Here is a 26,591-nt window from a genome sequence, read left to right as displayed (position 1 = left end):
CTGAAAGCATCAGAAGCAGCCTGCAAGCTCTCTCCCAATAAAAATAACTTCTTAGGAAAACGTTATGAAAGCCGTAAAAATCTACCAAGCCGGCGGCCCGGAACAACTAATTTATCAAGACGTGCCAACACCTGATATCAAAGAGGATTGGTCACTGGTAAAAATCAAAGGCTTCGGCATCAACCATTCTGAGATTTTCACGCGTGAAGGGAAATCGCCCACGATGGTGCACGTTTCCTAACCTGTGCCTTTTCCTAAAATATAAGCGCACGCTAGGAAGCGTGCGCTATCAATAGCTATTAATATCAGATTTTGCCAAGATCTCAAGCGATCAGATTTTAGAATTAGTTTGTAAAAACATCTGAAAATCTGACCGCTCTTTGAGCTATTTCACGCTCAATCTCACTGCCACCGTTTCTCCCGTTTGAAGATATTCATCAATTCGGGCTGTTTCTACGCATACCATGGTTTGATAACCATTTTCCGCCATATTGCTGGTGGTTTTATGCCATGGGTTCCATAGCACCACATTACCGGCATTCAGGTGTTCGATGGTAATTATGCGGTGGTTGCCTATGTCGTGAACCTCGGTTGGTTGTTGAGGGGCGGTATAAATGCAGTCAACGTTTTCGCGAATGGCGCGTGGTGAAGGCACGATTTCCTGCGATTGACTCAATGAATTAAAGCATTCTGTCGGGAGGTTGGCGATTTGTGTACGGTTGATGTCAGCGACATTGAAATAACTGTGTAAAGCCACTTGTACGTTTTTCATCGTCGAATCGCCATAATGGGTAAAACGTAATTCGCATTGTTCGCTAAATTGTATTTCCACTTTGGCCAACACGATATTCAATGCAGAAAACAGGGAAAAAACTAACCGCACTTTGTCGGTGCGAATCTCATAATCGCTTAATTGCCAAAGGCTGGTGCGGGCGAAACCGTGCGCCGGCGTGCCGGCATTGCCAAACCACGGATAGCAAATAGGAACGCCGCCACGAATGGCCGTGCCTGTTTCAAAAGGTTCAATTTCGCTAAGCCACAGTACATCTTGTTGGCATTGTGTCGGTTGCCAGCTGAATAAATGTGCGCCTTGCAAGGCAATTTTTGCCGAACCGAAGGCGTGTTGTAAATGCAGTACGGGAATGTCGTTGTAGGCATAAAGGCTAAGTTCCGGCGTGATTTGCTGTTGGAGTTGGATATTTACTGTCATTTAGACCTCGTGGATTTAGAAAAAAAGGAAATCTGCTATACTGTGCCGACTTTTGATTTGATGAAAAAAATAATGGCGTATAAGAAACAAATTAGCAAGGTTTTTTCTATTGATGGTGAGCTAAGTCAACACATAAAGGGATTTCGTCCGCGCGAAGAACAGCGCGAAATGGCGACTGCCGTTGGAAAAGCCATTGAGCATAGCAGTCCGTTGGTGGTGGAAGCCGGAACGGGCACGGGAAAAACTTTTGCTTATTTGGCGCCGGCGTTATTGGCGAAGAAGAAAACCATTATTTCCACCGGGTCAAAAAATCTACAGGCTCAGCTTTTCAATCGGGATTTACCCGCCATTCAAAAAGCCCTTGGCTATAGCGGCAAAATTGCCTTGCTTAAAGGGCGTGTTAATTATTTGTGTTTAGAACGTTTGGAGCAGGTGATTGCGCAAGGCGTATTGGGCGATCGCAGTGTGCTGCATGATTTATCCAAAGTACGAAAATGGCGTAATAGCACCAAAAGCGGCGATTTGTCCGAATGTACCGAACTTGCCGAAGATAGCCCGATTCTGCCACAACTCACCAGTACTGCTGAAAGCTGTCTGGGGAGTGATTGTCCCAATTATGCCGATTGCTATGTGGCGTTGGCGCGCAAAAAAGCCTTGAATGCCGATTTGGTGGTGGTGAATCATCATTTATTTTTTGCCGACATGGCTGTGAAAGAAAACGGCTTTGGCGAGCTGATTCCTAATGCGGAAGTTATTGTTTTTGACGAAGCACATCAATTGCCGGATATTGCCAGTCAATATTTCGGGCAATCTATCACCTCCCGCCAACTTTTTGATTTATGCAAAGATATTCAGATTACTTACCGCACGGAAGTGAAAGACATGGCGCAACTTGGTGTGACTTCCGATCAGTTACAAAAAATCGTACAGGATTTTCGCTTGTTGTTGGGAGAAGGCAATACGCGAGGTAATTGGCGTGAAATGTTGCAGCAAAGTGCGGTCAAAAAAGCCTACGATTTTTTACTGGAAAAACTCAATTTCACCGCTGAAGTTATTAAGCTCGGTTTAGGACGTTCTCAAACGCTGGACAGTATTTTTGAACGCATTGCAGGATTTCAAGGCTTGTTAAAACGCCTGTTGGAAACAGAAATTACGGGATATTGTTATTGGTATGAATGTATTGGTCGCCAATTTGGATTGCATATCACGCCGCTCACTGTGGCGGATAAATTCGGTGAGCAAATGGCAAAACAAAAATGCGCGTGGATTTTTACCTCCGCTACGTTGGAAGTCGGCGGCACGTTTGAGCACTTTTGTCAGCGCTTAGGCATTCAGCATGCGGAACAAAAAATTCTGCCAAGCCCGTTTAATTATGCCGAGCAATCCTTGCTTTGTGTGCCACGTTACTTGCCGGCAACCAATCACAGCAACACCTTTCGTCAGCTGGGTGAGATGTTGTTGCCGATTATTGAAGCGAATCAAGGTCGCTGTTTCGTGCTTTGTACATCCTATGCCATGATGCGTAGCCTGGCGGAGTTTTTCCGTGAAAATAGCGATTTGTCGATTTTGTTACAGGGCGAAACGGCAAAGGCAACTTTACTTGAGCAATTTGTCTCTCAGCCCCATAGCGTGCTGGTTGCTACTTCCAGTTTTTGGGAAGGCGTGGATGTCAGAGGTGACGCATTGTCGTTGGTGATTATTGATAAATTGCCATTTACGGCGCCGGATGAACCCCTGCTTAAAGCACGTATTGAAGATTGCCGTTTGCAGGGTGGTGATCCGTTTAATGATATTCAAATTCCGGAGGCGGTGATTACCTTAAAACAAGGTGTCGGACGCTTGATTCGGGATGTCACTGATCGCGGCGTGGTGATTATTTGTGATAATCGTTTGGTGATGCGGCCTTACGGCGAAACTTTTTTGCGTAGTTTGCCGCATTTTAAACGTACGCGAGACCTTAACAAAGTGGTACAATTCCTTACAGAGACTAATAGAGAAGAATAGAAGAAATAATGAAAAACGTCACATTGTTAGCGTTAGATACAGCAACTGAAGCTTGTTCGGTTGCTTTGTTACACGGTGGAGAAAAAATCCATTTGGAACAACTTGCCCAACGCGAACACACGAAACATATTCTGCCTATGGTAGATCACGTTTTGGCTCAGGCAGGGATTACACTTAATCAAGTTGATGCCTTGGCATTTGGGCGTGGGCCGGGCAGTTTTACCGGGGTGCGAATTGGTGCGGGCATTGCGCAAGGTTTGGCATTCGGTGCTAATTTACCGGTGATTCCTATTTCCAATTTAGCCGCCATGGCGCAAGCCGCTTATGTGCAATATCAGGCGGAAACCGTGTTAAGCGCCATTGATGCCCGCATGAATGAAGTCTATTTCGCTCAATGGCAGGCACAAAAAGTGCGGTCGGATTTTGGCACGTTTTTACACTGGCAACCTGTGATTGAAGAACAGGTTTGCAACCCGCAAAATGTGTTGGAACAACTCGCACGGCAGGAACATTCCGGCGCAGTTTTAGTCGGTACCGGTTGGGCAGCATATCCGCAATTGGCGGAGGCCAATTTAGGCAAAACCACCAATATTACCTTGCCTTCCGCATTATATATGTTGGATTTGGTCTTGCCGCAATGGTTTGCCGGGCAGGTTATTAGCCCGTTAGACATTGAGCCGATTTACTTGCGTAATGAAGTCACTTGGAAAAAATTACCCGGACGAGAATAAGTTTTAATTATCTTTTAGAGGAGAATTAAAATGCGTAAAAAAACATGGCTAATTCTGACCGCACTTTCTTTGGGTTTGGTCGGTTGTGTCTCTGCACCACAAGGGTTCGAACCCAAACGGTTTGATGCGTTGAATTTAAAAAGCGTACAGTTACAAGATTATGATTGTCAATGTAAGAAAGTGCGTTTAGGCGGCAAGGTGATTTCTGCTACGGCGTTAAAAAATCAAACCAAAATCGAAGTGTTAAATCAAACGGTGGCGTATTTTTCCGCCAAACCTATTGTGGATAGTCATAGCGATGGGCGGTTTATTGCCTATTTAAACGGCTTTGTTGAACCGGAAAATTTGAAAGATCAATATGTCACGGTAGCAGGCGTGTTAAAAGGCAAAGAAACGGGCAACATTGATCAAGCAGAATATAGCTATCCCGTAGTGCAGGCCGATCAATATCGTATTTGGAAATTAGTGAAGGAATATTATTACGATCCGGATGATTTTTATGATTACGGTCCGTTCCGTCCTTATGGTTGGGGATTTTCCTCCCGCTTTTTCTGGGCTGAACCCCGTGTTCGTTACAATTTATACTAATTTCAACACCATAAAAATAGAAACAATACTAAGGAACATTAATGGAAAAACCTTGGCTTAAAAATTACCCTGAAGGTTCTGAGCATGAATTAAATACATCGGAATACGATTCCATTTTAGATATGTTTGATAAAGCGGTGCGTGAGCATCCGGACCGCGCGGCTTATATCAATATGGGTAAAGTGCTGACTTTTCGTAAGTTGGAAGAGCGTAGCCGTGCCTTTGCGGCGTATTTGCAGAATGAATTGAAGCTGGAACGTGGTGAGCGCGTGGCATTAATGATGCCGAATTTGTTGCAATATCCTATTGCGTTATTTGGTATTTTACGCGCAGGTCTCGTGGTGGTGAATGTAAACCCGCTTTATACACCGCGCGAGTTGGAACACCAACTCCAAGACAGTGGTGCCAAAGCTATTGTGGTGGTCTCTAATTTTGCTTCTACGTTAGAAAAAGTGGTGTTCAACACAGATGTGAAACACGTGATTTTAACCCGTATGGGCGACCAACTCTCTTTTGGTAAACGCACATTGGTAAATTTCGTGGTGAAATACGTTAAGAAATTGGTGCCGAAATACAAGCTGCCGAATGCGGTGACATTTCGTGAAGTGTTGAGTGTCGGTAAATATCGCCAATATGTACGTCCGCAAATAGAACGGGATAATTTGGCGTTTCTGCAATACACCGGCGGCACGACGGGCGTGGCAAAAGGCGCTATGCTGTCTCACGGCAATATTATTGTGAACGTATTCCAATCTAAGTGGATTGCTTATCCTTTCGTAGGCGATCGCCACCGTGAACGCTTGGCGATTTTAGCACTACCGCTGTATCACGTTTTTGCGCTAACAGTGAACTGTTTATTGTTTGTCGAGTTGGGAATAACTGCCGTATTAATCACCAATCCGCGTGATATTCCGGGGTTTGTTAAAGAACTGAAAAAATATCCTTTCGTTGCCATTACGGGTGTGAATACGTTATTCAATGCGTTGTTAAACAACGAGAATTTTAAAGAAGTTAATTTTTCTTCGTTAAAACTTTCCGTAGGTGGTGGCATGGCGATTCAACAAGCGGTGGCAACCCGTTGGCATGAAATTACCGGTTGTAACATTATTGAAGGTTATGGTATGACGGAATGTTCTCCGCTGATTGCCGCTTGCCCGGTCAATGTAGTGAAACACAACGGCAGTATCGGTGTACCTGTACCGAATACGGATATTAAAATTATCAAAGAAGACGGTAGTGAAGCTGCAATCGGCGAAGCAGGGGAGTTGTGGGTAAAAGGTGAGCAAGTCATGCAGGGGTACTGGCAACGCCCAGAAGCTACCGCTGAAGTACTCAAGGATGGTTGGATGGCGACCGGTGATATTGTCGTTATGGATGAAAGTTACAGCTTGCGCATTGTGGATCGTAAAAAAGACATGATTTTGGTGTCCGGTTTTAACGTATATCCGAACGAAATCGAAGATGTGGTAATGCTCAACTATAAGGTCTCCGAAGTGGTAGCTATTGGTGTACCAAATGAAGTCTCGGGTGAAACCATTAAGATTTTTGTGGTGAAAAAAGACGAAAGCCTGACCCGCGACGAGTTGCGTCAACATTGCCGTCAACATTTAACCGGTTACAAAATTCCGAAAGATATCGAATTTCGCGAAGAGTTGCCAAAGAGCAATGTAGGTAAGATTTTACGCCGCGTATTGCGTGACGAAGAATTGGCTAAGCGCCCGGCGAATTAGTCATTAATTTTATCAATCAATAAGAGAGAATGTCGCTTTTGTGAGCAATATTCTCTCCTTTATTTCTATGACGTATCAAATAAAAGAATGCAAAAACGCACCGCACTTTAAGCTCATTACTGAGGATGAATCCTTGGCAGAGGTTTGTGCATTGGCCGGACAGCAAAGTGCGGTGGCTTTAGACACCGAATTTGTCCGCACCCGAACTTTTTATCCGAAGCTCGGTTTGATTCAGCTCTATGCCGGTGATGAAGTCGCGCTTATCGACCCGACAACGATTCAAGATTTTTCTCCTTTCATTGCCTTACTTGCCGATGAACGCGTCACCAAAGTGTTACATGCCAGTGGGGAAGATTTGGAAGTTTTTCAACATTATTTCCAGCAATTGCCGCAACCAATGTGTGATACCCAAGTGATGGCCAATTTTCTGGGCTTTGCCAATTCACCGGGATTTGCCACATTGGTGCAACATTATTTCCAAATTGAAATTGATAAAGGCGCTTCCCGCACCGATTGGTTGGCTCGCCCGTTATCCGATACGCAATTGCAATATGCGGCGGCCGATGTGTGGTATTTGTTGCCGTTATATCAGCAAATGCAAGCACAGCTGGCGCAAACCGAGTGGCAAAGTGCGGTGGAAAATGAATGTGAATTTTTACTCAATAAACGGGCGCACTCTGCAAGGGATCCGGAGGAAGCGTATTTTGCTATTCCCAATGCGTGGAAACTCAATTCATTAGAATTAATGCGCCTCAAACTGTTGGCAAAATGGCGTATGCAAGAAGCCATGCGACGGGATCTCGCTTTAAATTTTGTGGTTCATGCGGAAAATTTATGGACGGTAGCAAAACATGATCCGAAAAGTACCTCGGTGTTGTTGGATCTTGGTTTAAGCACGGCAGAAGTGCGAATTCACGGTAAAAAATTATTACAGTTGCTTGAACAGGTTAAACGAATTGATCCGAAAGATTATCCGCCAACGATTCAACGTCTAATGGATGATCCGCGTTATAAAGCGGCATTAAAAACCTTGCAACAGGAATTAACGAAAATTACGCCTGAAAATTTACCAAAAGAGTTAATTGCCGGCCGACGTGGCTTGGAAAGTTTAATGAAATGGCACTGGCGAAAAGAAGCGGATAACGAACCGCCGGAATTGTTAAACGGTTGGCGTCGACCTTTTGGTGAAAAGCTTTTGAGCGCCTTGAAAGCATTCGACGCATAATCCTTTTAAATAAAAAAGTGCGGTGAGTTTTTACGACATTTAAAAACGTGTTGAAAATCCACCGCACTTTTTATTGATTGCCGTTATTGCAATTTCTTACCTTCAAATTCACCATTCAGACTTTCTAAGAAGGATGTAATATCATCAATATCTTGTTGTTGCGGTTTAGCGTTGCTTTGATATTTCAACATAATACGAACCGCTTCTTTCAAGTCTTTTGCGGAGGCATCGTGCATATAAGGCGCAGTTAATGCGATATTACGCAATGAAGGCACTTTAAAGCGATGCATATCGTACGGATCTTGGGTTTGCGCGAAACGACCTTGGTCGGCTTCCGTGATTGGTGTGCCACGATCTTTGAAGTAATCACCGTAAATACCCATGTATTCGTAAGATTGACCTCCCATATTCACGCCGGTATGACAGGTATCGCATTTATGCTGTTTAAACAATTCATACCCTTTTAATTGTTGCGCGTTTAATGCCGTTTTATTGCCTTTTAAGTAGCGGTCGAAATCGCTATTCGGCGTGATTAAGGTTTTTTCATACTCACCGATGGCATGGGTTAATGTGGCTTGGGTGACTTCAGGATAGATTTTTAAGAATTCTTTTTTAAATTCTTCATCTTGTTCAAATTTTGCCACAATGTCATTCCATGTGTGGGAACCCATTTCTACCGGGTTAACAGGTGGTCCGCCTGCTTGGTCGGCTAAATCAATGGCACGACCATCCCAGAATTGGACAAAGTTAAATGCGGCGTTAAATACGGTCGGTGCGTTAATACCGCCTTTTTTGCCTTCAATGCCGGTAGAAACATCTAAACGGTCAACCCCGCCTTTGTCGAGCTGGTGACAGGTGTGGCATTGAATAGTGCCGTCTGTCGATAAACGACCGTCTTTAAAGAGCTTGCGACCTAGAGCCACCTTAGCCGGATCTGTCATGATGGCATCCGGAATCGGTTGAATTAGGCGATTGTTATCGGTGCCTTCAGTATTTGCCGGTAAAAAGGCTTTACGTTGTTCACGAATCCAGTTTAACAACGTGGTTTTTTCGTCTTCATCAGGACTGCTTCCCCAGTGAATATGACGGAATTTTGCAATCGGCATTTCGCCATTTTCAATGACGCGCTCAAGTTTTGCCAAATCCACTTCCGATAATTTACTTGGATTTTTTAAGCCTTCGAGCAATTTATTCAATAGAAATACGCGGCTGCCTCCTTTAATGTCGTTTTGCATTATAGAATCAACTAGCGGAACACGAGCATAAAATGGCAACTCGGCACTTGGTGTGTGACAATATTGACACCCATTGTTAAAAAAGACTTTGGCAATTTTTTGTTGTTCAGCAGAGTAATTACCTTCGGCAAGTAATTTCTCCATTTGTCCTTTGTCATAGTGATGAACATATCCAACAACCCCAAGATAACCGGCAATCGCGATGACTGCGCTTTTCAATGCAAATTTTTTCATAATTATGCTCCAACATTAAAAAATAAATTAAATTACAGGAGCAGATTATCAGTTAAATTCAAGGGGAAATATATGATTTAAATCAATAAAATTAATTTGTAAGGACAATGGATGAAATAGGTTTTGGTTATTAAATATCTATTTAAACTTAGAAAGTTTGTTATCAATATGTTTTTATATAATAGTGGTAATAGAGATGTTTGTTTTATTCTTTAGTTTAATTTTAAAATTTGTTGTAAGAAAATAAAAGTTCCACCGTCTAATATTACATGTGTGGGAGTTTGTTATGACTTTTTCACTTTATATGCTCGTTTAACAAACGAGAAACATTTTGATTTTTAAATAATATTAAGATTAAGGAGTTCATTATGAAAAGAATTAAATTATTAACAGGTGTATTTGCATTTTCTATTGCATCATTAGCATCCGCTAATACAGCAAATATGGAAAAAGTTATGATGCATTCATACAATATTAATCAAGAGATTAGTCATAAAATGAAAGATAGTTCAGCAAATATGAATTCTCATAATTCAATTGTTAGAGAGTATGATAAACGGATGAGAGGAGATAAGTGATTTTCTTAGGCTTACCATGAAATATGGTAAGCCATTATTTGTATATGGAGAATGTATATGAAAGAATTTGTTAGAAAATTTTGTTTTTCTGATGTTGATGTTGTTTTACTAAGATTTTCAGTTGTTTTTATTATTGCGTTATTTGGTAATTATAAATGGTTTGATTTCGAAGTCGAGGCATTGAAATCTTTAATATCTTCAACATGGCTCAATTTCCTGTATGACTATTTAGGGTTTTATGGAACCAGCTATCTTTTAGGGGCGATTGAAAGCATTAATTATATTTTTCTTACCATTGGTTTTTTCAAACCAAAGTTTGGTGTATTGGGTAGCCTTTTTACTATCTCTCTTGGTGTAGTGACATTGAGCCTTATCCCTCAAATTGGATTGAATAGTTTTATTGTTAAAGATATTATATTAATTGGTTCTGGTTTGGTTTTATTAAAGTATGATTTAAAGAAAACTTTGCTCAGTAAATAATAATTAAAAGTAAGTTCGCTGTTGTTTAAGCGAACTTATTAGTTAGTATTTACAAAATTATTTAGTAACACTTTCACTTATTAATTTCACTAAGCCATCCATCTTTTCTACGTTTCTTTGATCGATATTGTGCTTCTCAGCTATGATTTTGGGTTTATTTAAACTCACGAATATTTCTCCTTGATTGCTTTCCCATACTAAAGCTTTTAATGGTAAATCAATTGCTAAAGTTGGGGATTCAATCATCATTGGAGTACCTAATTGCGGTTTTCCAAAAATCACTACACTTGAAAACAGCATATCCAAACCTACTTCCTTTGCTGCAGCTTGGTGATCTATTATACTAAATACTTTTATGTTATTGTTACCTAAAACCTGTTTTATTTTTAAAATACTATCTTCGGCAGAATATTTGCTTTTAAATGTTTGCAAATATGGGTTATTAATTCCCATTAAATAGCTACTAGAGTGACGGCTTTCGGTATCAGGAATAGCTTGAACATTTCCTGTTGAAAATATAGTAACCATTGTTAATGCTAAAAATTTCAATTTCATAAGTACCTCCTAGATTTTTTATTTTATTCTATATTTTATTGATATAGTTATCAATTATTGTTGAAATATATAAAATCAATTTGATCTAAGTTATAGATCAAATGATTTATTCCAGTGTTAGATTTAATTATTGACAATGTTATTTCAAATTTCTCTGTAATTTTTTAATAAAGGATTATTGAATTGATAAGCAATATTAGATTTTTAAAATTCTGTAGTAGATTTTTTATTCTCTTGATACCTTTTTCCAGTATAGTTGACGCGCTCCCCTTAGATTTAAAAAAGAGTAACTACGGTGTATTTATTGGTATTAATGGGGACGAAGAAGATAAATTACAGGCATACGATATTGTTGTTATTGAACCTGCTATGTTTGAAGCTTCACAGATTGAGAAGCTACATGCCTCAGGAAAAACCGTATATGGATATATTAATATTGGTGCAATTGAGGAGTACCGCCCATATTATTATCGTTTTCGATCAATAATGTTTGATATTTATGAAACTTGGCCGGATGAGCGATGGATTGATGTGTCTTCTCCTGTATGGCAACATTTTATCATTAATGAACTAGGAAAAAAGTACGCAGATATGGGGATGGATGGTTTTTTTCTTGATAATGCAGATATTTATTATCATTATCATACAGATGAAATATTTCAGGGGCTTGTGGAGATTTTAGGTGGGCTTCGACATTATAATATTCCACTTATTATTAATGGAGGGGATCTTTTTGTGAAAAAATGCATTGAGCAAAATATGGTCTTAATTGATGGTATTAACCAAGAAAGCGTTTTCACCACTATTAATTTTGAGAACGGAACGTATGGAATTCAACGAGAGATAGAAACTGCCTATTTTCAAAAATATCTTACAGATGTTAAAGCTTATGGACTATCTGTCTATTTACTTGAATATCATGCAAGTGAAGAACTTTCGAAAAAAATTGATGAGTATACAAATAAAAATGGCTTTCTTTGGTATAACGCAACAGGATTAGAGCTTCGGTAACCCGCTATATTAGTTCAAGTATAAAAAAGAAAAACACAAAACAAAAAGTAGATTTAGATAAGAAACTTTAACTATGAGCAAATTAAACTAGTTGGTGGGTCGTGAAGGATTCGAACCTTCGACCAACGGATTAAAAGTCCGCTGCTCTACCGACTGAGCTAACGACCCGACGATATGATTTGAAGGGGGATTTAATAAACTAAAGAAGAGTATTAAATGGTGCCCGAGGCCAGACTTGAACTGGCACGCCTCGAAAGGCGAGGGATTTTAAATCCCTTGTGTCTACCGATTCCACCACTCGGGCTTGGAGCGGGAAACGAGGCTCGAACTCGCGACCCCGACCTTGGCAAGGTCGTGCTCTACCAACTGAGCTATTCCCGCATCGTCATTTAGCAGTGCTAAACAACGTGGTGCATTTTACTGATTTATTATGACGAGTCAAACGGAAATTTTAAAAATTTATTTAATTGCTTAAAAAAAATTCAATTCAAATTGTTCTACAGTTGAGAAACTTTTAAAAACAAACTGAAAATCAACCGCACTTTATTTGCGTAAATCTTCTAACAGGCTATCTTTAGCTGCAATTAAGTATTGCAGCATAGACCAAATTGTTAAAATGGCTGCGATATAAAGTAGGATAATGGCAGCTACTTCCATATAGATGTTGTAACGCCATAATAAGCCGCCCAGCGCTAACATTTGTGATGTGGTTTTGACCTTACCCAACCAAGACACTGCTACTTTACTACGACTGCCTAATTCAGCCATCCATTCGCGCAAGGCGGAAATGATAATTTCTCGGGAAATCACTACAATGGCCGGCAAAGTAATCCAAAAGGTATGATTATATTCCACCACTAATACCAACCCCGCAACCACCATTACTTTATCTGCCACCGGATCTAAAAATGCGCCGAAACTGGTGGTTTGTTTCCATTTACGTGCAAGATAGCCGTCAAGCCAATCTGTGACGCCGGCAATGAAAAAAATAAACGTGGTTAAAAAAGGAGCCCAATCAAAGGGAAGATAGAAAGCAATAATGAAAAAAGGAATTAAAATAACTCGAAATATCGTCAGAAAAATAGGGATGTTTAATTTCATGATTCGCGTTCTAACCAAGAATGAATTGTAGGGGTATTCTAAATCAGATTTAGCGATTTTTAAATGCCTCATGAGTAAATTTGCGTAAAAAGAAACTAGTGCAGAGACAAAATTAGCGTTAATATTTTTTACACGAAAAAATGACCGCACTTTTCAATAAATTTCTCTCAATTTTAATAGGATATAACCATGTTAACAAAATCATTAGCCACCACCTTAGTGCACGTTGGAAGAAAAAAACGCTACACCCAAGGTTCAGTCAACCCGGTTGTACAACGTGCCTCTTCCCTCGTGTTTGATAGTTTGGCAGATAAAAAGCATGCCACCATTAATCGAGCTAAAGGTGAGCTTTTTTATGGCCGCCGTGGAACCTTAACCCATTTTGCTTTGCAAGATGCGATGACAGAATTAGAGGGCGGGGCAGGTTGCTATTTATACCCTTGTGGTGCTGCTGCTGTGACAAATAGCATTCTTTCTTTTGTGGAAAATGGTGATCATGTGCTAATGACAGGTGCTGCTTATGAGCCGACGCAGGATTTTTGCAATGTGGTGTTAAAAAAATTAGGTGTAAGTACGACATTTTATGATCCAATGATTGGTGGCAAAATTGCCGATTTAGTGCAACCGAATACAAAGGTTTTATTTCTCGAAGCACCAAGCTCTCTCACCATGGAAGTCGCTGACATTCCGGCAATTGTTTCCGCCGTGCGTAACATCAATCCGGAAATTGTGATTATGATAGATAATACATGGGCTGCCGGTGTATTGTTCAAGGCTTTAGAACATGGGATTGATATTTCTATTCAGGCTGGCACGAAGTATTTAGTTGGTCATTCCGATGTCATGATCGGCACGGCAGTTGCGAACGCCCGTTGCTGGGACCAATTGCGCGAACATTCTTATTTAATGGGGCAGATGGTGGATGCCGACAGCGCATATACTACTATTCGCGGGCTACGTACTCTCAACATTCGTTTGAAACAACATGAAGAAAGTAGCATAAAAGTGGCACAATGGTTGGCACAACAACCGGAAGTTAAGGCTGTGTATCATCCCGCGTTGCCAAGCTGTCCCGGTAATACATTTTTTAAACGGGATTTTAGCGGTTCAAGCGGTTTGTTTTCTTTTGAATTAAAGCAAAAATTGACACAAAAACAGCTTGGAATTTTTATGAATCATTTTGAATTATTCACAATTGCCTATTCATGGGGCGGTTTTGAATCCTTGATTTTATATAATCAACCAGAAGAAGTAATGAAAATTCGTCCGAATATACAACGGAAGTTAGAAGGAACATTAATTCGCATACATATTGGTTTGGAAAATGTGGATGATTTAATTGAAGATTTAAGAGCAGGATTTAAACGCTTAAGTTAGAATTAAATATGTGTTTATTAGACATTTTTCGGCAAAAATTGTGATCTGTATCAGAAAATAGAGAGAAAAAAATGAAGTTTCAGTTGACACTCCAGTTTTTCTTTGCCAAGATTGCCATACTTCAAAAGAAGTAGCTTGAACTATTCATTTTATTGAAAAGTTCAATTTTGCCCTAATAACAAATTATTTCTGAAAAGGAATGAAGATTATGAAAAAGACAGTAATCGCATTAGCAATCGCTGCTTTGGCAGCAGCAGGCACATCAAGTGCCGTAACAGTTTATAATCAAGATGGTACAAAAGTTGACCTTGGTGGTTCATTACGTATTTTCTTAGGTAAATTAGGAAAGAATCAACGTGGTGACCTAGTAAATGATGGTTCCCGTATCAAAATTAGTGCATCTCAAGACTTAAATAATGGCTTATCTGCATTCGCAGGTTATGAATTGCGTTTTGAAAGGGAAGCGCTCAAAAATAAACAAAAAGCTAAAAACGACTTTGGGGATCCTACAACCCGTAAATTATTTGTCGGGTTAGGTTTTGAAAATGTAGGTAAATTAAGTTTTGGTCGTCAGTCAACTACAGCTGATGACGTTGTAGGCGATAGTTTATACTATGATTCTGGAGCGTTAAACCCATTAATAACTCGTGCAGACAAATCTGTTAGTTTCCGTTCTGCTGAATTTAGTGGCTTTAGCTTTGGTGTAGATTATTTATTTGGTAATGCTGAAAAATATACCGCTAACCGTTACAAAAATGGCTACCAAGTAGGTGCGTTTTATAATTATGAAATTGCTGATAACCACAAATTTGATGTCGCTGCAGTTTATACAGTAGATCAATTTGATACAGTAACAAGCTCTGAAACTAATCAGAAGAATCATACTTGGGTCTTAGCAACTCATTATCAATTGCGAGACTTGAAATTAGGCGCTGCTTATGGTCAAGGCGTTGAAAAATATAGATCTGAAGCTAGTAAAAATAGATCTAAGTATATCTTCTTAGAAGCTAAATATGACTTAAATGGTCTTACAGGTATTCCTACAACATTTGGTTTACAATGGGAACGCAAGAGTGAAAAACAAACTTCTGAGGTTCCAAACCGTATTAAGAACCATTATGTTGCAAATGTTGATTATAAACTTAACAAACATGTAATTCCTTATGTATCATATATTCGTGCAACTGATAAATATGAAGATAACCGTGTAAATGAAAACATTTATGGTGCGGGTTTGCGTGTATTCTTCTAATTTAAGTAAATATCGTTGAAAAGACCGACAAAACGTCGGTCTTTTTTTTTTTTTTGTATTTGAATTTTTTATTGTTAACAAAAAAGTGCGGTAGAAATTCTTAGTATTTTTACCGGACTTTGCTTTTAAATTTTATCAATCTTACTTTGTCAAATCATCAAAGAAGCGTTTTACACCGTCTAAAAAACTAGAAGATTTTGGGCGTTGTTTGGTTTGTCCTTCTAAACTTTCTTCAAGTTTACGTAATAATTCTTTTTGTTCTTCGTTTAATTTAACCGGTGTTTCTACAACAATTCGACAAATTAAATCACCGGTATAACCGCTACGAGTTGAGGTGACACCTTTGCTACGCATACGGAACAATTTATCGGTTTGGGTTTCTTCCGGGATACGAAGTTTTACTCTGCCATCTAACGTTGGCACTTCAATTTCACCACCAAGCGCTGCCATAGTGAAACTAATCGGCACCTCGCAATAAAGATTGCTACCGTCGCGTTCAAAAATATGGTGTTTTTTAACATGAATAACTACATATAAATCGCCTGCTGGCGCACCGTTTTCACCCGCTGCGCCTTCACCGCTTAAGCGTAATTGATTACCGGTGTCCACTCCCCCAGGGATTTTAACAGAAAGATTTTTCAGTTTGTTTACTCGGCCATCACCGTGACAAGCTTTACATGGTTTTTCAATTTTCTTACCGCTTCCATGACAGAAATGACAAGGTTGTTCAGTCACAAAGAAACCTTGTTGACGACGTAAGCGGCCGGAACCGTGACAATGTGGACAGGTTTCCACTTTAGAACCTGCTTCAGCACCTGTACCATGGCAAGTTTCACAAGGCGCCAAAGTATGAATTTTGATGTCTTTGGTTGTGCCTTTTACAGCTTCTTCAAGCGTGATTTCAAGGTCATAACGTAAGTCATCACCACGCACGACACGTTGGCGTCCACGTCCGCCACCACCAAAGATGTCACCGAACATATCCCCAAAAATGTCACCAAAATCTGCACCGCCAAAACCACCGCCGGAGCCAAAGCCTTGTTCAAATGCGGCGTGTCCGTATTGGTCATAATTTGTGCGTTTTTGTTTATCGCTTAGAATTTCATAGGCTTCTTGGATTTCCTTGAATTTTTCTTCTTTCTCTTTATCCCCTTTGGTTCTATCCGGGTGATATTGCATGGCGAGCTTTTTATATGCCCGCTTAATTTCTTTTTCATCGGCGTTTTTAGAAACGCCGAGAAGTTCGTAGTAGTCTTGTTTTGCCATTAGGTTGTTTCCGTTTTGGTCTCTATGTTACTTTTCTTTGCTTCATTGAATTTGCTTTACAGAAATTTTTGAACTCATTTCGGCTCATATATGTAAAACTTTCCTACAAATTCAAATCTACAAAGGCGGAAAAGAAGGGAATCCATTTTTGTTCCTTTTCCGAATTGTTCTCTCTTCAATAAAGAGATGATTCAGGAGGAGTTTAAGTGCGGTCAAAAATTGAAATGTTTTTTATCGTAGGGATAGGCTTTATGCCTGTCCTGTCAATAACATTCGCAATACCGGATAGACATAAAGTCTGTCCCTATAAAAAAATCAAAAAATTAACCGCCCTTTTTGTTTATCGGTAAATAGCCAAAAAGGGCGTAATCATACGCCCTTTATTATCTAACAAATCAATTACTTGTTATCTTTCACTTCTTCAAACTCTGCATCAACAACATCGTCATTCGATTTGCTGTTACTTTGAGCTTGTTGTGGCTCACCTTGCGGTTGTGCTGTTTGTGCAAGTTTTTGTGCAACTTCGGCAAGGGCTTGAAGTTTGGCTTCAATTACCGCTTTATCTTCACCTTTCGCAGCCGCTTCTAAGTCGCTTAATGCGCTTTCGATAGCCGCACGATCTGCGGCAGGTACATTGTCACCGGCTTCACTTAATTGTTTGCGGGTGCTGTGTACAAGGTGATCTGCTTGGTTGCGGGCTTGTACTAATTCTTCAAATTTACGGTCAGACTCTGCGTTCGCTTCAGCATCACGTACCATTTGTTGAATTTCTTCATCACTTAAACCGGAAGACGCTTTAATGGTGATTTGTTGTTCTTTGCCTGTGCCTTTGTCTTTCGCAGAAACATGGATGATACCGTCTGCGTCGATGTCGAAGGTCACTTCAATTTGTGGCATACCGCGTGGCGCCGGGTTGATGCCTTCAAGGTTGAATTGACCTAAAGATTTATTGGCAGAAGCCTGTTTACGTTCACCTTGTAACACGTGAATGGTTACCGCACTTTGGTTATCTTCCGCAGTTGAGAACACTTGCGATTTTTTGGTTGGAATCGTCGTGTTTTTCTCAATTAAAGTGGTCATCACACCACCCATGGTTTCGATACCCAATGATAACGGAGTAACGTCTAACAACAAGACGTCTTTCACATCACCGGCTAACACACCGCCTTGTACCGCTGCACCAATTGCAACAGCTTCATCCGGGTTCACGTCTTTACGTGGTGCTTTGCCGAAGAATTCTTCTACTTTTTGTTGTACTAATGGCATACGGGTTTGACCGCCCACAAGAATAACATCATCAATTTGAGACGCTGTTAATCCGGCATCGTTTAATGCAACTTTTACCGGCTCAAGAGATTTCGCCACTAAATCTTCCACTAAGGATTCTAATTTCGCACGAGTCAACTTGATGTTTAAGTGTTTAGGACCGGTTGCATCCGCTGTGATGTAAGGAAGATTTACATCGGTTTGTTGTGCGGAAGAAAGCTCAATTTTCGCTTTTTCACCGGCTTCTTTTAAACGTTGCATTGCAAGCGGATCTTTGCGTAAGTCAATGCCTTGTTCTTTTTGGAATTCATCGACCAAATAGTTGATTACACGGTTATCGAAGTCTTCACCTCCTAAGTGAGTATCACCGTTGGTTGCTAATACTTCAAAGGTTTTTTCGCCACCCACTTCATCAATTTCGATGATGGATAAGTCGAATGTACCGCCCCCTAAGTCGTAAACCGCGATGGTTTTGTTACCTTGACCTTTATCTAAGCCGTAAGCTAGTGCGGCTGCAGTAGGTTCGTTGATGATACGTTTAACTTCTAAGCCTGCGATACGACCTGCATCTTTGGTTGCTTGACGTTGTGCATCGTTAAAGTATGCCGGCACAGTAATAACGGCTTCAGTAACCGGTTCGCCCAAGAAATCTTCGGCGGTTTTTTTCATTTTTTTCAACACTTCGGCAGAAATTTGCGGAGGTGCTAATTTATCGCCTTTCACATTGACCCACGCGTCGCCATTGTCTGCGCGTGTAATTTCAAATGGCATGATGTCAATATCACGTTTTACTTCAGCATCTTCAAAACGACGGCCGATTAAACGTTTAATTGCAAATAATGTGTTTTTCGGGTTGGTGACCGCTTGGCGTTTTGCCGGTTGACCTACTAAAGTTTCATTATCATTTGTATAAGCAATAATTGACGGAGTGGTGCGATCGCCTTCTGCGTTTTCAATCACGCGTGGTTTATCGCCATCCATAACAGCAACACAAGAGTTTGTTGTACCTAAGTCAATACCAATAATTTTTCCCATTTGTTTTCTCCTAAGTGAAATTTTAAATTCGGTATAATGGTTTACGGATTGTAAGATGTGGATTGAATTTCGCATTTCAAGTTTATTTTTAAATTTTTTTCAATGAACCTAAAGTGCGGTCAAATCCCGATTCGTTTCTGTAAAATAAGGTTAAAAAGGTGAACTTCAAGGGAAAAAATTAAAATTTTTCATTTTTATTTTGTTGATGAATTGATCCCTTTTTAATTTATGCTAGATTACACAAATTATTTTTAATACTTATCACTTAGTTAAGGACATATTATGAAGAAATCAGCGTTAGCTTTAGGAATCGTTATTGCATTGGGCGCAGCCTGGGGCGGCGGTGCTTGGTACACCGGTAAAGTTGCCGAAACGGAATTTGCCCGTCAAATTAATCTTGCCAATAAAGATATTAATAAATCCGCCTATTCTTTAGGCTTGGATATTCGATTTGATAACGTTTCTTTTGAACGTGGTTTGTTCAGTTCAAAAACCAAATATCAAGTTATTGTCAGCCCACTTGATGAGCCAAGTAAAACTTGGGTTTTACCATTTGAAGGCACGTTATATCATGGTCCATTACCGTTAAATCAGATTAGCCATTTTAATTTCATGCCGAGTATGTTTTCCAGCGTCGATCAAATTACTAAAAACGATACTACGGCGCCTTGGTTTGATGCCACTAAAGGTAAAACACCGATTACAGTCACTACCTCAGTTAGTTATACCCAAAGCGGCGATTCTAAGTTGGATTTGGTGCCATTTGAAGCTTCAATGAAAAATGGCACATTAGCCATCAACGGCTTTGAATTAAAATTCGGTTTTGTGCGTGAAGGCATTAATAAACTAGATTTAGGTCTTTCTAAACTTGTGTATAACGAAGCTACTAAAAAGGGTGGTTTTGAGCTTGAAAATGTGAAAATTGATGCTAATTACGGGCGAATTCCGGAATGGGATTATGTGACAACCGGCAAGCAATTTATTTCCGGCGGAGCGGTTAAAATTACCGGTACGGATATTCAAGGCAAGGTGAATAACTTTGGCATTAAAGATTGGAAAATGGATTTTGATACGGTGAGAAAAGATAAATTCTTAGATTCTGCCGCTAAAATAGTTGCTAATGGTTTTACTTATAATCAAGCGGAATTTGGTGATTTAAATATTGATTCGGCTTTTAATCATGTTGACGGTGAAACCTTCAACCAATTAATGCATATTTTTACCGAAGCGACTAAACAGCAAAAAGAAGACTTAAGTGACAAGGAAATCGCAGCGGTCAAGAAATTCTTTGATACCCAACCGCAATTTATTTTTACACCAACCTTAACTAATCAAAAAGGCAAATTGGCTGCTAATTTAGATGTTTCCATTGCTAGTTCCGATTTTGAGAACTCATTACCAAAAGGCAAAGTTTTCAATTTATTTAATCACTTTGTTTTTAAAGTGGATGCTAATAAAGCTGCGTTAGTTGATCAGGTTGCCACAGGATTGCAGTTGCAAAGTTTAGATAAAGAGCAGGCAACAAAAATGGCGACTATCCAAATTGATCAAGGCGTAAAAAATGGTGTTCAACAAGGTATTTTAGTGGATGACGGCAAGCAAGTGAAATTGGAGCTTGTGTTGGAAAAAGGCCAGTTGAAATTAAACGGTCAGGTAATTCCGGAAGAGCAAGTGATTTCCATGCTGTTTTTAGCTACGATGTCGATGGGGCATTAATTTAGATTAATTTTAATCTATTCCCATTAATAGGGTTAAGAAGTGCGGTAAGATTTTTAAATGTTTTGTGAAAATTGACCGCACTTTTTATTTGTAAAGCCAGCTTAAGGTTAAAGTAAATTTATGTAAAACAGTGGCTTGATTCACAAATTTCTTAATAATTATTTGCTTTGCGGTGGTTTATTCAGTATTCTTAGCGCCAACAAAAATAAGTGCTATATCAGTAGCCAAACATATTTTGCTTTCCGAGTAGTGCCTCTTATGAGGCACTTTTTTTGTCTCATTTTCTCAAAATCGACAATTTGATTTTTTAATAAAAAATTCCGCTCAAATGAACGGGATATTGTTTGGAAGTCTGATTACATTTTCTCAACGGTTTTAATACCGAGTAAACCCAATCCTTGTTTTAGCGTTCTTTCTGTTAATAAAGCCAATTTCAAACGGCTTAATTTTACCTGTTGATCTTCGTTATTTAAAATCGGGCAATGCTCATAGAAAGAAGAGAACACGCCTGCCAACTCATACAAATAAGTACAAAGCACATGTGGTGTGCCGTCTTTTGCTACTATTTGAATAGCTTCTTCAAATTGTAATAATTTGATTGCTAAAGCACGCTCTTTTTCATCTGTAATGCTTAATTGGGCTTGTTCCACTTCGCTTAGGGCAATTTGGCTACGATTGAAAATCGAACGAATACGGGTGTAGGCATATTGCATGTAAGGCGCAGTGTTGCCTTCAAAGCTCAACATGTTGTCCCAGTCGAACACATAGTCTGTGGTACGATTTTTGGATAAATCTGCGTATTTTACTGAACCAATACCGACAGCCTCAATGACATCCGCTTTTTCTTGATCGGAAAGTGCGGTGGATTTTTGTGAAATTAATACACCCGCGCGTTCAATGGCTTCGTCCAATAAATCCGCCAATTTTACAGTGTCGCCGCTGCGGGTTTTGAATGGCTTGCCGTCTTTGCCGAGCATCATGCCGAAATTTTTATGTTCCAGTTGAAAGCTGTCCGGCACATAACCGGCTTTGCGGGTAATCAGCCATGCCTGTTGCATGTGTTGGCTTTGGCGGGTATCGGAGAATACCAATGCACGGTTGGCTTTTAAGGTTTCATAGCGATATTTGGCGGCGGCAATATCGGTGGTGGTATAAAGAAAACCGCCGTCTTTTTTCTGCACGATAACGCCCATCGAGCCACCGTCTTTATTTTTAAATTCATCTAAATAAACCACCCACGCGCCATCGTCTTCTACGGCGAGACCTTGTTTTTTAAGATCTTCTACAATGCCCGGCAGCATTGGGTTATACAGGCTTTCACCCATGACATCTTTTTCGGTTAAGGTCACATTTAAACGATCGTAATTGTGTTGATTTTGTTGCATAGTGATTTTTACCAGCTTTTGCCACATGGTACGGCAATATTCATCGCCGCTTTGCAGTTTCACCACATAATTGCGGGCTTTCTCGGCAAATATCGGATCTTCGTCATAATGTTTCTTCGCTGCACGATAAAAGGCTTCCAAATCGCAGAGTTCCATTTCAGAGGCGTGCTCGTTTTCCATTTTTTCCAAATAGGCAATGAGCATGCCAAATTGTGTACCCCAATCGCCTACATGGTTAGCGCGGATAACGTGATTGCCTAAAAATTCTAACGTACGCACCACAGCGTCGCCGATGATGGTGGAACGTAAATGCCCTACATGCATTTCTTTGGCAACGTTGGGAGAAGAGTAGTCCACCACCACCGTTTGTTTATCCTGGTGGTGAATGCCTAATTTCGGATCTTTCACAGCGTTGCCGATATTTTCCGCTAACCAACCATCTTTCAGAAAAATATTAATAAACCCAGGGCCGGCGATTTCGGTTTTTTCCGTAATATCTTGCAATTCGGCTTTCGCTAACACCAGTTGTGCAAATTCACGCGGATTTATGCCTAATTTTTTGGCAGCAGGCATTATGCCGTTAGCTTGATAGTCACCAAATTGTACTTTGCCCGATTGACGTACCAACGCTTCACATTGCGAATCTGCACCGGCAGCAAGCATCGCTTGTTTGATTTTTTCGGATAAAATAGATTGAATATTCACGGTTGAACCTTAAATTCTTTTGAGGGATAAAAATTGCTGGATATAATACCGTTGTTTCACGTTTCAGAAAAGCCAAAAAGGGAAATTTATGTCGTTTCATTTGCCCCACGAAATGTTTCAAAATCAGACCGCACTTTTAGCGGATCTTCAGGATTTCGAGCAAAAAATTCAGGCGCTTGCGGAAGCGATTCATTTAGACCTAACCAAATATGAAATCGATCATCTTTCGTTGCGTGTTAATTCAGAGCAGAAGGCTCGTGAATGGTTGGCATTGTTGTTAAACTATGGCTCCGTGTTAAGCGATAATTCAGTGAATGGTAGGGTGATTTATTTAATTGCCTTAACTCAACCGTTATACCTTGCCGGACAGGCAATTGACGTAGTGGAGTTGCCGTTCCCGAAGAATAAACATTATCCGCAAGAAACGTGGGAACATATTGAGGTGGTTGTGCCGTTTTTAACCGGAGAAACCGAGGCGGAATGGTTAGCCCGTATAAAAAATTTGTTTTTGCGGAACCAATTCGAAGGTTTGAAAGTCAAAACGAGCGAACCGAAAGCCGATGGTGAAAAACTGGTCAATTTATCGGTGGCCATCAGTTTTTCGGACCAGAACCATAATCATATTTGTATTAAAGTTCATCCATACAGCATAAAACAAATTATTGGGGCTGTGTAGTGTAAGTCGGTGGTTTATTCCTCACTTAATTTGGGCTAATATAGTCATGATAATTTCATTTACCGTTTAAGGAGCATTTATGAAAAAAATCGCAGTTGTCGTTTTAATGGCATTGGGCATGGTTGGTTGTGCTAACCAAGATATTTATGGCGGTAACGTTTATTCTTCCGAACAAGCGAAAGAAGCGCGTTCAATTAGTTACGGCACGATTGTTTCTACTCGTCCGGTGAAAATTCAGGCAGATAACCAAGGCGTGATCGGTACTGTTGGTGGTGGCGCCATCGGTGGTATTGCGGCTTCCGGTATCGGCGGTGGTACAGGTCAAGTGCTTGCCACTGCTATTGGAGCGGTTGCCGGCGCGGTAATCGGTAGTAAAGTAGAAGAAAAAGCCAGCCAAGTGAGTAGTTTGGAAATGGTTATCCGCAAAGATGACGGCAAAGAAATTGTGGTAGTGCAAAAAGCCGAACCTAATCTTGTGCCGGGTGCGCGTGTGCGTATCGTTGGTGGTTCACGTTTGAATGTATCTGCACTTTAATTTTTGTCCATAAAAAGGAAAGGCTTTCGAAAATTCGGAAGCCTTTTTTCTTTATGTGAACTTCAACAAAATCCCTATTATGTGCTAGAATGCCCCGATTTTTTAGTTTAATTTTCCTTTTTCAATTTTTTCCAAGGTTAAGCAATGAAACCATCTATTATTACCAAATTAGAGAGCTTAAAAGAGCGTTATGAAGAGTTAGAAGCGTTATTGGGTGATGCTTCTGTCATTAGCGATCAAGATAAATTTAGAGCCTATTCCAAAGAATATTCACAACTTGAAGATGTTGTGAAATGTTTTAATCGTTGGAATCAACTTAATTCTAACCTTGAAGAAGCAAAAATTTTGCTGGATGATCCTGAAATGAAAGAAATGGCACAAATGGAAATTGAAGAATCTGAAGCCGAACTTACAGAGGTTGAACAGCAATTACAGATTTTATTATTACCGAAAGATCCGAATGATGAATATAACTGCTATTTAGAAATCCGCGCAGGGACAGGCGGTGATGAAGCAGGCATTTTTGCCGGCGATCTTTTCCGTATGTACAGCCGTTATGCCGAACTCAAACGTTGGCGCGTGGAAGTGCTCAGTGAAAATGAAAGCGAACAGGGTGGATTTAAAGAAATTATTGCGCTTGTTAGCGGTGATGGCGTATATGGGCAATTAAAATTTGAATCAGGCGGTCATCGTGTTCAACGTGTGCCGAAAACAGAATCACAGGGGCGTATTCATACTTCTGCTTGTACCGTTGCGGTGATGCCTGAGTTACCGGAATCCGAAATGCCGGAAATTAACCCGTCAGATTTGCGTATCGATACCTACCGTGCATCCGGGGCGGGTGGCCAGCACATCAATAAAACCGACTCTGCCGTGCGTATTACCCATATTCCTACCGGCATGGTGGTGGAATGTCAGGATGAACGTTCGCAACATAAAAACAAAGCCAAAGCGTTGTCCGTGTTAGCTTCCCGATTGGTTCAGCAAGAACAGGATAAATTGGCACAAGAGCAAGCGGATACCCGCCGCAATTTATTAGGTTCGGGTGACCGTTCCGACAAAATCCGCACTTACAATTATCCGCAAGGCCGCGTAACCGATCATCGCATTAACCTTACAATTTATCGCTTGGATGAAGTCATGAATGGAAAGATTGATGAACTCATTCAGCCGATTATCACCGAATATCAGGCGGATCAATTAGCTACATTATCGGAACAAAATTAAACGATATTGCGATATGTTAGTAGAAGAGCCTAACAAGCGTAAGGATGCAGAAAGGGGATTGGTTTTTAATCCGAGAGATAAAACAATCTCCCCGTCTAGAGAATTTGCACAAAACCATAAAAAACAGTCCAATGAAGCGAAGCTACAAAAATCCAAAGCGGCTTATCAAATTTCTCACCCCATTGAATCTTATGTTTATGAAAAAGCGCCATTTTGGCGCCGAGTACTGGCGGTATTGATTAATATTTTGCTGTTTTACCTTTTTATGATTTTTTCTATATTTTTTCATAATAAAGGTGATGTCTCTCGGATTTTGATTACAGTTTTTCCTTACTTTGTGTTTCAATTGTTTTTTATTTTTCGTTATGGGCAGACTATTGGTAAGCGAATAATGGGATTATTTATATTGAACGCCGAAACGAGAAAGAAAATTGGAGCCTTCCATTACCTTATGCGTGAAGGGGGGAGTCTCATCCGTATGCTTAATCCATTCTCATTTCTAGTAACACTATTTTCTACTACCTACGCCAATTCGATTATTGTGCAAAAAGTGACACGTAAAAAATGAATTATCAACAATGGCTTCAACAAGCCACGCAAGCGTTAAATCAGGCGAATTCCTCTGAAAACGGCAGAGTGGATGCCTTGGTGTTATTACAATCCGCTACACAAAAATCCCGCGCCTTTATTTTGGCATTTGGCGAAACAGTATTGGAGAAAAAAACACTGGAAAAATTGACCGCACTTTTGTCTCGCCGTTTGAAAGGCGAACCTATTGCTTATCTTCTTGGTGAAAAAGAATTTTGGTCGTTGCCGTTGGCAGTGTCGGAAAAAACGCTAATTCCGCGCCCCGATACGGAGGTTTTGGTGGAAAAAGCGGTGGAGATTGCTATTGAAAAGCTACAAAAGTGCGATCAACATTCACCCTCTTTTCGCATTTTAGATCTTGGTACGGGAACCGGTGCGATCGCGTTGGCGTTGGCATCGGAATTAAAATTCGTGACACAAAAACAGCAGATTCAACTTGATATTATCGGCGTGGATTTCTTGCCTGAAATAGTTGAGTTGGCAAGAACGAATGCGAAAAAAAATCAATTAAATGTCCATTTTTTACAAAGCCACTGGTTTGATAATGTTAGGGGACAATTTGATGTAATCGTGAGTAATCCGCCTTACATTGATAATAACGATGAACATTTAAATCAAGGCGATGTACGTTTTGAACCCTTGTCTGCTTTGGTGGCGGAGGAAGGCGGTTATACTGATTTACGACATATTATTGAACATGCACCACAGTATTTAACGGAAAATGGCTATTTGTTGTTGGAACATGGTTGGCAACAAGGCGAAAAAGTGCGGTCGATTTTTCAGATGAATTTATGGCAAGATGTTGAAACATGCCGGGATTATGGAAATAATGAGCGTGTTACGCTAGGGCGTTGGGCAAACATTTCAGATAAATAAGG

At 40.2% G+C, this 26,591-nt stretch carries 24 protein-coding genes and 3 tRNA genes; 17 read left to right on the top strand and 10 right to left on the bottom strand.

Annotation, left to right across the window (positions count from 1 at the left end):
- Positions 1 to 64: 64 nt before the first annotated feature.
- Positions 65 to 241, top strand: a complete 177-nt coding sequence (locus EL144_RS09005) for a hypothetical protein (protein ID WP_005704095.1) — start codon at positions 65 to 67, stop codon at positions 239 to 241.
- Between the two features lie 144 nt (positions 242 to 385).
- On the opposite strand, the gene EL144_RS09000 is transcribed toward EL144_RS09005, so the two are convergent.
- Complete coding sequence (locus EL144_RS09000; protein WP_050332825.1) at positions 386 to 1,210, bottom strand: D-hexose-6-phosphate mutarotase; 825 nt, start codon at positions 1,208 to 1,210, stop codon at positions 386 to 388.
- Positions 1,211 to 1,270: 60 nt separating this feature from the next.
- Between EL144_RS09000 and EL144_RS08995 the strand changes: the two genes are divergently transcribed.
- From EL144_RS08995 to rnd, 5 genes are all read left to right on the top strand, one after another.
- Entirely contained in the window at positions 1,271 to 3,214 is a 1,944-nt protein-coding gene (locus EL144_RS08995; RefSeq protein WP_080987872.1) for an ATP-dependent DNA helicase, read from the top strand.
- Positions 3,215 to 3,222: 8 nt separating this feature from the next.
- Positions 3,223 to 3,945 carry a tRNA (adenosine(37)-N6)-threonylcarbamoyltransferase complex dimerization subunit type 1 TsaB gene (gene tsaB, locus EL144_RS08990; RefSeq protein WP_005704100.1) on the top strand — a complete coding sequence of 241 codons (723 nt, stop codon included), beginning with the start codon at positions 3,223 to 3,225 and terminating at the stop codon, positions 3,943 to 3,945.
- Positions 3,946 to 3,975: 30 nt separating this feature from the next.
- Entirely contained in the window at positions 3,976 to 4,533 is a 558-nt protein-coding gene (locus tag EL144_RS08985) for a Slp family lipoprotein (RefSeq protein ID WP_005704101.1), read from the top strand.
- A gap of 41 nt (positions 4,534 to 4,574) precedes the next feature.
- Positions 4,575 to 6,263: a long-chain-fatty-acid--CoA ligase FadD gene (gene fadD, locus EL144_RS08980; RefSeq protein WP_050332827.1), complete on the top strand. Its 1,689-nt coding sequence runs from the start codon at positions 4,575 to 4,577 to the stop codon at positions 6,261 to 6,263.
- A 67-nt stretch (positions 6,264 to 6,330) separates the two neighbouring features.
- Entirely contained in the window at positions 6,331 to 7,488 is a 1,158-nt protein-coding gene (gene rnd / locus EL144_RS08975; protein ID WP_032995230.1) for a ribonuclease D, read from the top strand.
- 83 nt (positions 7,489 to 7,571) lie between these two features.
- Here rnd and EL144_RS08970 read toward each other — a convergent pair whose 3' ends face one another.
- Positions 7,572 to 8,957 carry a cytochrome-c peroxidase gene (locus tag EL144_RS08970; RefSeq protein ID WP_005704105.1) on the bottom strand — a complete coding sequence of 462 codons (1,386 nt, stop codon included), beginning with the start codon at positions 8,955 to 8,957 and terminating at the stop codon, positions 7,572 to 7,574.
- Positions 8,958 to 9,325: 368 nt separating this feature from the next.
- On the opposite strand from EL144_RS08970, the gene EL144_RS08965 reads away from it, so the two are divergent.
- Positions 9,326 to 9,535, top strand: a complete 210-nt coding sequence (locus tag EL144_RS08965; RefSeq protein ID WP_005700782.1) for a hypothetical protein — start codon at positions 9,326 to 9,328, stop codon at positions 9,533 to 9,535.
- A gap of 57 nt (positions 9,536 to 9,592) precedes the next feature.
- Complete coding sequence (locus tag EL144_RS08960) at positions 9,593 to 10,015, top strand: DUF417 family protein (RefSeq protein ID WP_005704107.1); 423 nt, start codon at positions 9,593 to 9,595, stop codon at positions 10,013 to 10,015.
- A 57-nt stretch (positions 10,016 to 10,072) separates the two neighbouring features.
- On the opposite strand, the gene EL144_RS08955 is transcribed toward EL144_RS08960, so the two are convergent.
- Positions 10,073 to 10,570 carry a DUF302 domain-containing protein gene (locus EL144_RS08955; protein ID WP_005704108.1) on the bottom strand — a complete coding sequence of 166 codons (498 nt, stop codon included), beginning with the start codon at positions 10,568 to 10,570 and terminating at the stop codon, positions 10,073 to 10,075.
- Between the two features lie 183 nt (positions 10,571 to 10,753).
- On the opposite strand from EL144_RS08955, the gene EL144_RS08950 reads away from it, so the two are divergent.
- Entirely contained in the window at positions 10,754 to 11,581 is an 828-nt protein-coding gene (locus EL144_RS08950) for an endo alpha-1,4 polygalactosaminidase (RefSeq protein WP_005700779.1), read from the top strand.
- A 92-nt stretch (positions 11,582 to 11,673) separates the two neighbouring features.
- On the opposite strand, the gene EL144_RS08945 is transcribed toward EL144_RS08950, so the two are convergent.
- The 4 genes from EL144_RS08945 to pgsA form a co-directional block, all read right to left on the bottom strand.
- Positions 11,674 to 11,749 (bottom strand) — tRNA-Lys (locus EL144_RS08945).
- Between the two features lie 49 nt (positions 11,750 to 11,798).
- A tRNA-Leu gene (locus EL144_RS08940) sits at positions 11,799 to 11,885 on the bottom strand.
- Position 11,886: 1 nt separating this feature from the next.
- Positions 11,887 to 11,962 (bottom strand) — tRNA-Gly (locus EL144_RS08935).
- 162 nt (positions 11,963 to 12,124) lie between these two features.
- Complete coding sequence (pgsA, locus tag EL144_RS08930; RefSeq protein WP_005704109.1) at positions 12,125 to 12,682, bottom strand: CDP-diacylglycerol--glycerol-3-phosphate 3-phosphatidyltransferase; 558 nt, start codon at positions 12,680 to 12,682, stop codon at positions 12,125 to 12,127.
- Positions 12,683 to 12,871: 189 nt separating this feature from the next.
- On the opposite strand from pgsA, the gene metC reads away from it, so the two are divergent.
- Positions 12,872 to 14,059: a cystathionine beta-lyase gene (metC, locus tag EL144_RS08925; protein WP_050332829.1), complete on the top strand. Its 1,188-nt coding sequence runs from the start codon at positions 12,872 to 12,874 to the stop codon at positions 14,057 to 14,059.
- Positions 14,060 to 14,267: 208 nt separating this feature from the next.
- Complete coding sequence (locus EL144_RS08920) at positions 14,268 to 15,311, top strand: porin (protein ID WP_005700736.1); 1,044 nt, start codon at positions 14,268 to 14,270, stop codon at positions 15,309 to 15,311.
- 141 nt (positions 15,312 to 15,452) lie between these two features.
- Here the strand turns inward: EL144_RS08920 and dnaJ are convergent, their stop codons facing one another.
- Positions 15,453 to 16,577, bottom strand: coding sequence for a molecular chaperone DnaJ (gene dnaJ / locus EL144_RS08915; RefSeq protein ID WP_005704113.1), 1,125 nt, complete (start codon positions 16,575 to 16,577; stop codon positions 15,453 to 15,455).
- 399 nt (positions 16,578 to 16,976) lie between these two features.
- Entirely contained in the window at positions 16,977 to 18,953 is a 1,977-nt protein-coding gene (gene dnaK, locus EL144_RS08910; RefSeq protein WP_080987868.1) for a molecular chaperone DnaK, read from the bottom strand.
- A gap of 207 nt (positions 18,954 to 19,160) precedes the next feature.
- Here dnaK and EL144_RS08905 point away from each other — a divergent pair, with 207 nt between their 5' ends.
- Positions 19,161 to 20,594 carry a YdgA family protein gene (locus tag EL144_RS08905; RefSeq protein WP_005704116.1) on the top strand — a complete coding sequence of 478 codons (1,434 nt, stop codon included), beginning with the start codon at positions 19,161 to 19,163 and terminating at the stop codon, positions 20,592 to 20,594.
- 359 nt (positions 20,595 to 20,953) lie between these two features.
- Here the strand turns inward: EL144_RS08905 and argS are convergent, their stop codons facing one another.
- The gene (argS, locus tag EL144_RS08900; RefSeq protein WP_005704117.1) at positions 20,954 to 22,687 is read right to left on the bottom strand and encodes an arginine--tRNA ligase; all 1,734 of its coding nucleotides are present in this window, start codon (positions 22,685 to 22,687) and stop codon (positions 20,954 to 20,956) included.
- A gap of 88 nt (positions 22,688 to 22,775) precedes the next feature.
- On the opposite strand from argS, the gene EL144_RS08895 reads away from it, so the two are divergent.
- The 5 genes from EL144_RS08895 (at position 22,776) to prmC (ending at position 26,589) form a co-directional block, all read left to right on the top strand.
- The gene (locus EL144_RS08895) at positions 22,776 to 23,363 is read left to right on the top strand and encodes a VOC family protein (protein ID WP_005700729.1); all 588 of its coding nucleotides are present in this window, start codon (positions 22,776 to 22,778) and stop codon (positions 23,361 to 23,363) included.
- Positions 23,364 to 23,442: 79 nt separating this feature from the next.
- On the top strand, positions 23,443 to 23,898 hold the full coding sequence (locus EL144_RS08890; RefSeq protein ID WP_005700728.1) for an outer membrane lipoprotein: 456 nt from the start codon (positions 23,443 to 23,445) through the stop codon (positions 23,896 to 23,898).
- A 144-nt stretch (positions 23,899 to 24,042) separates the two neighbouring features.
- Positions 24,043 to 25,125 carry a peptide chain release factor 1 gene (gene prfA, locus EL144_RS08885; RefSeq protein ID WP_005700727.1) on the top strand — a complete coding sequence of 361 codons (1,083 nt, stop codon included), beginning with the start codon at positions 24,043 to 24,045 and terminating at the stop codon, positions 25,123 to 25,125.
- A 13-nt stretch (positions 25,126 to 25,138) separates the two neighbouring features.
- Positions 25,139 to 25,693, top strand: a complete 555-nt coding sequence (locus EL144_RS08880) for an RDD family protein (protein WP_005704119.1) — start codon at positions 25,139 to 25,141, stop codon at positions 25,691 to 25,693.
- Positions 25,690 to 26,589, top strand: a complete 900-nt coding sequence (gene prmC, locus EL144_RS08875) for a peptide chain release factor N(5)-glutamine methyltransferase (RefSeq protein ID WP_005704120.1) — start codon at positions 25,690 to 25,692, stop codon at positions 26,587 to 26,589. The genes EL144_RS08880 and prmC overlap by 4 nt, the downstream gene beginning before the upstream one ends.
- Positions 26,590 to 26,591: the final 2 nt, after the last annotated feature.

The sequence above is a fragment of the Aggregatibacter aphrophilus ATCC 33389 genome (assembly GCF_900636915.1).
Lineage (GTDB): Bacteria > Pseudomonadota > Gammaproteobacteria > Enterobacterales > Pasteurellaceae > Aggregatibacter > Aggregatibacter aphrophilus.
This window is presented reverse-complemented; position numbering and strand designations above follow the sequence as displayed.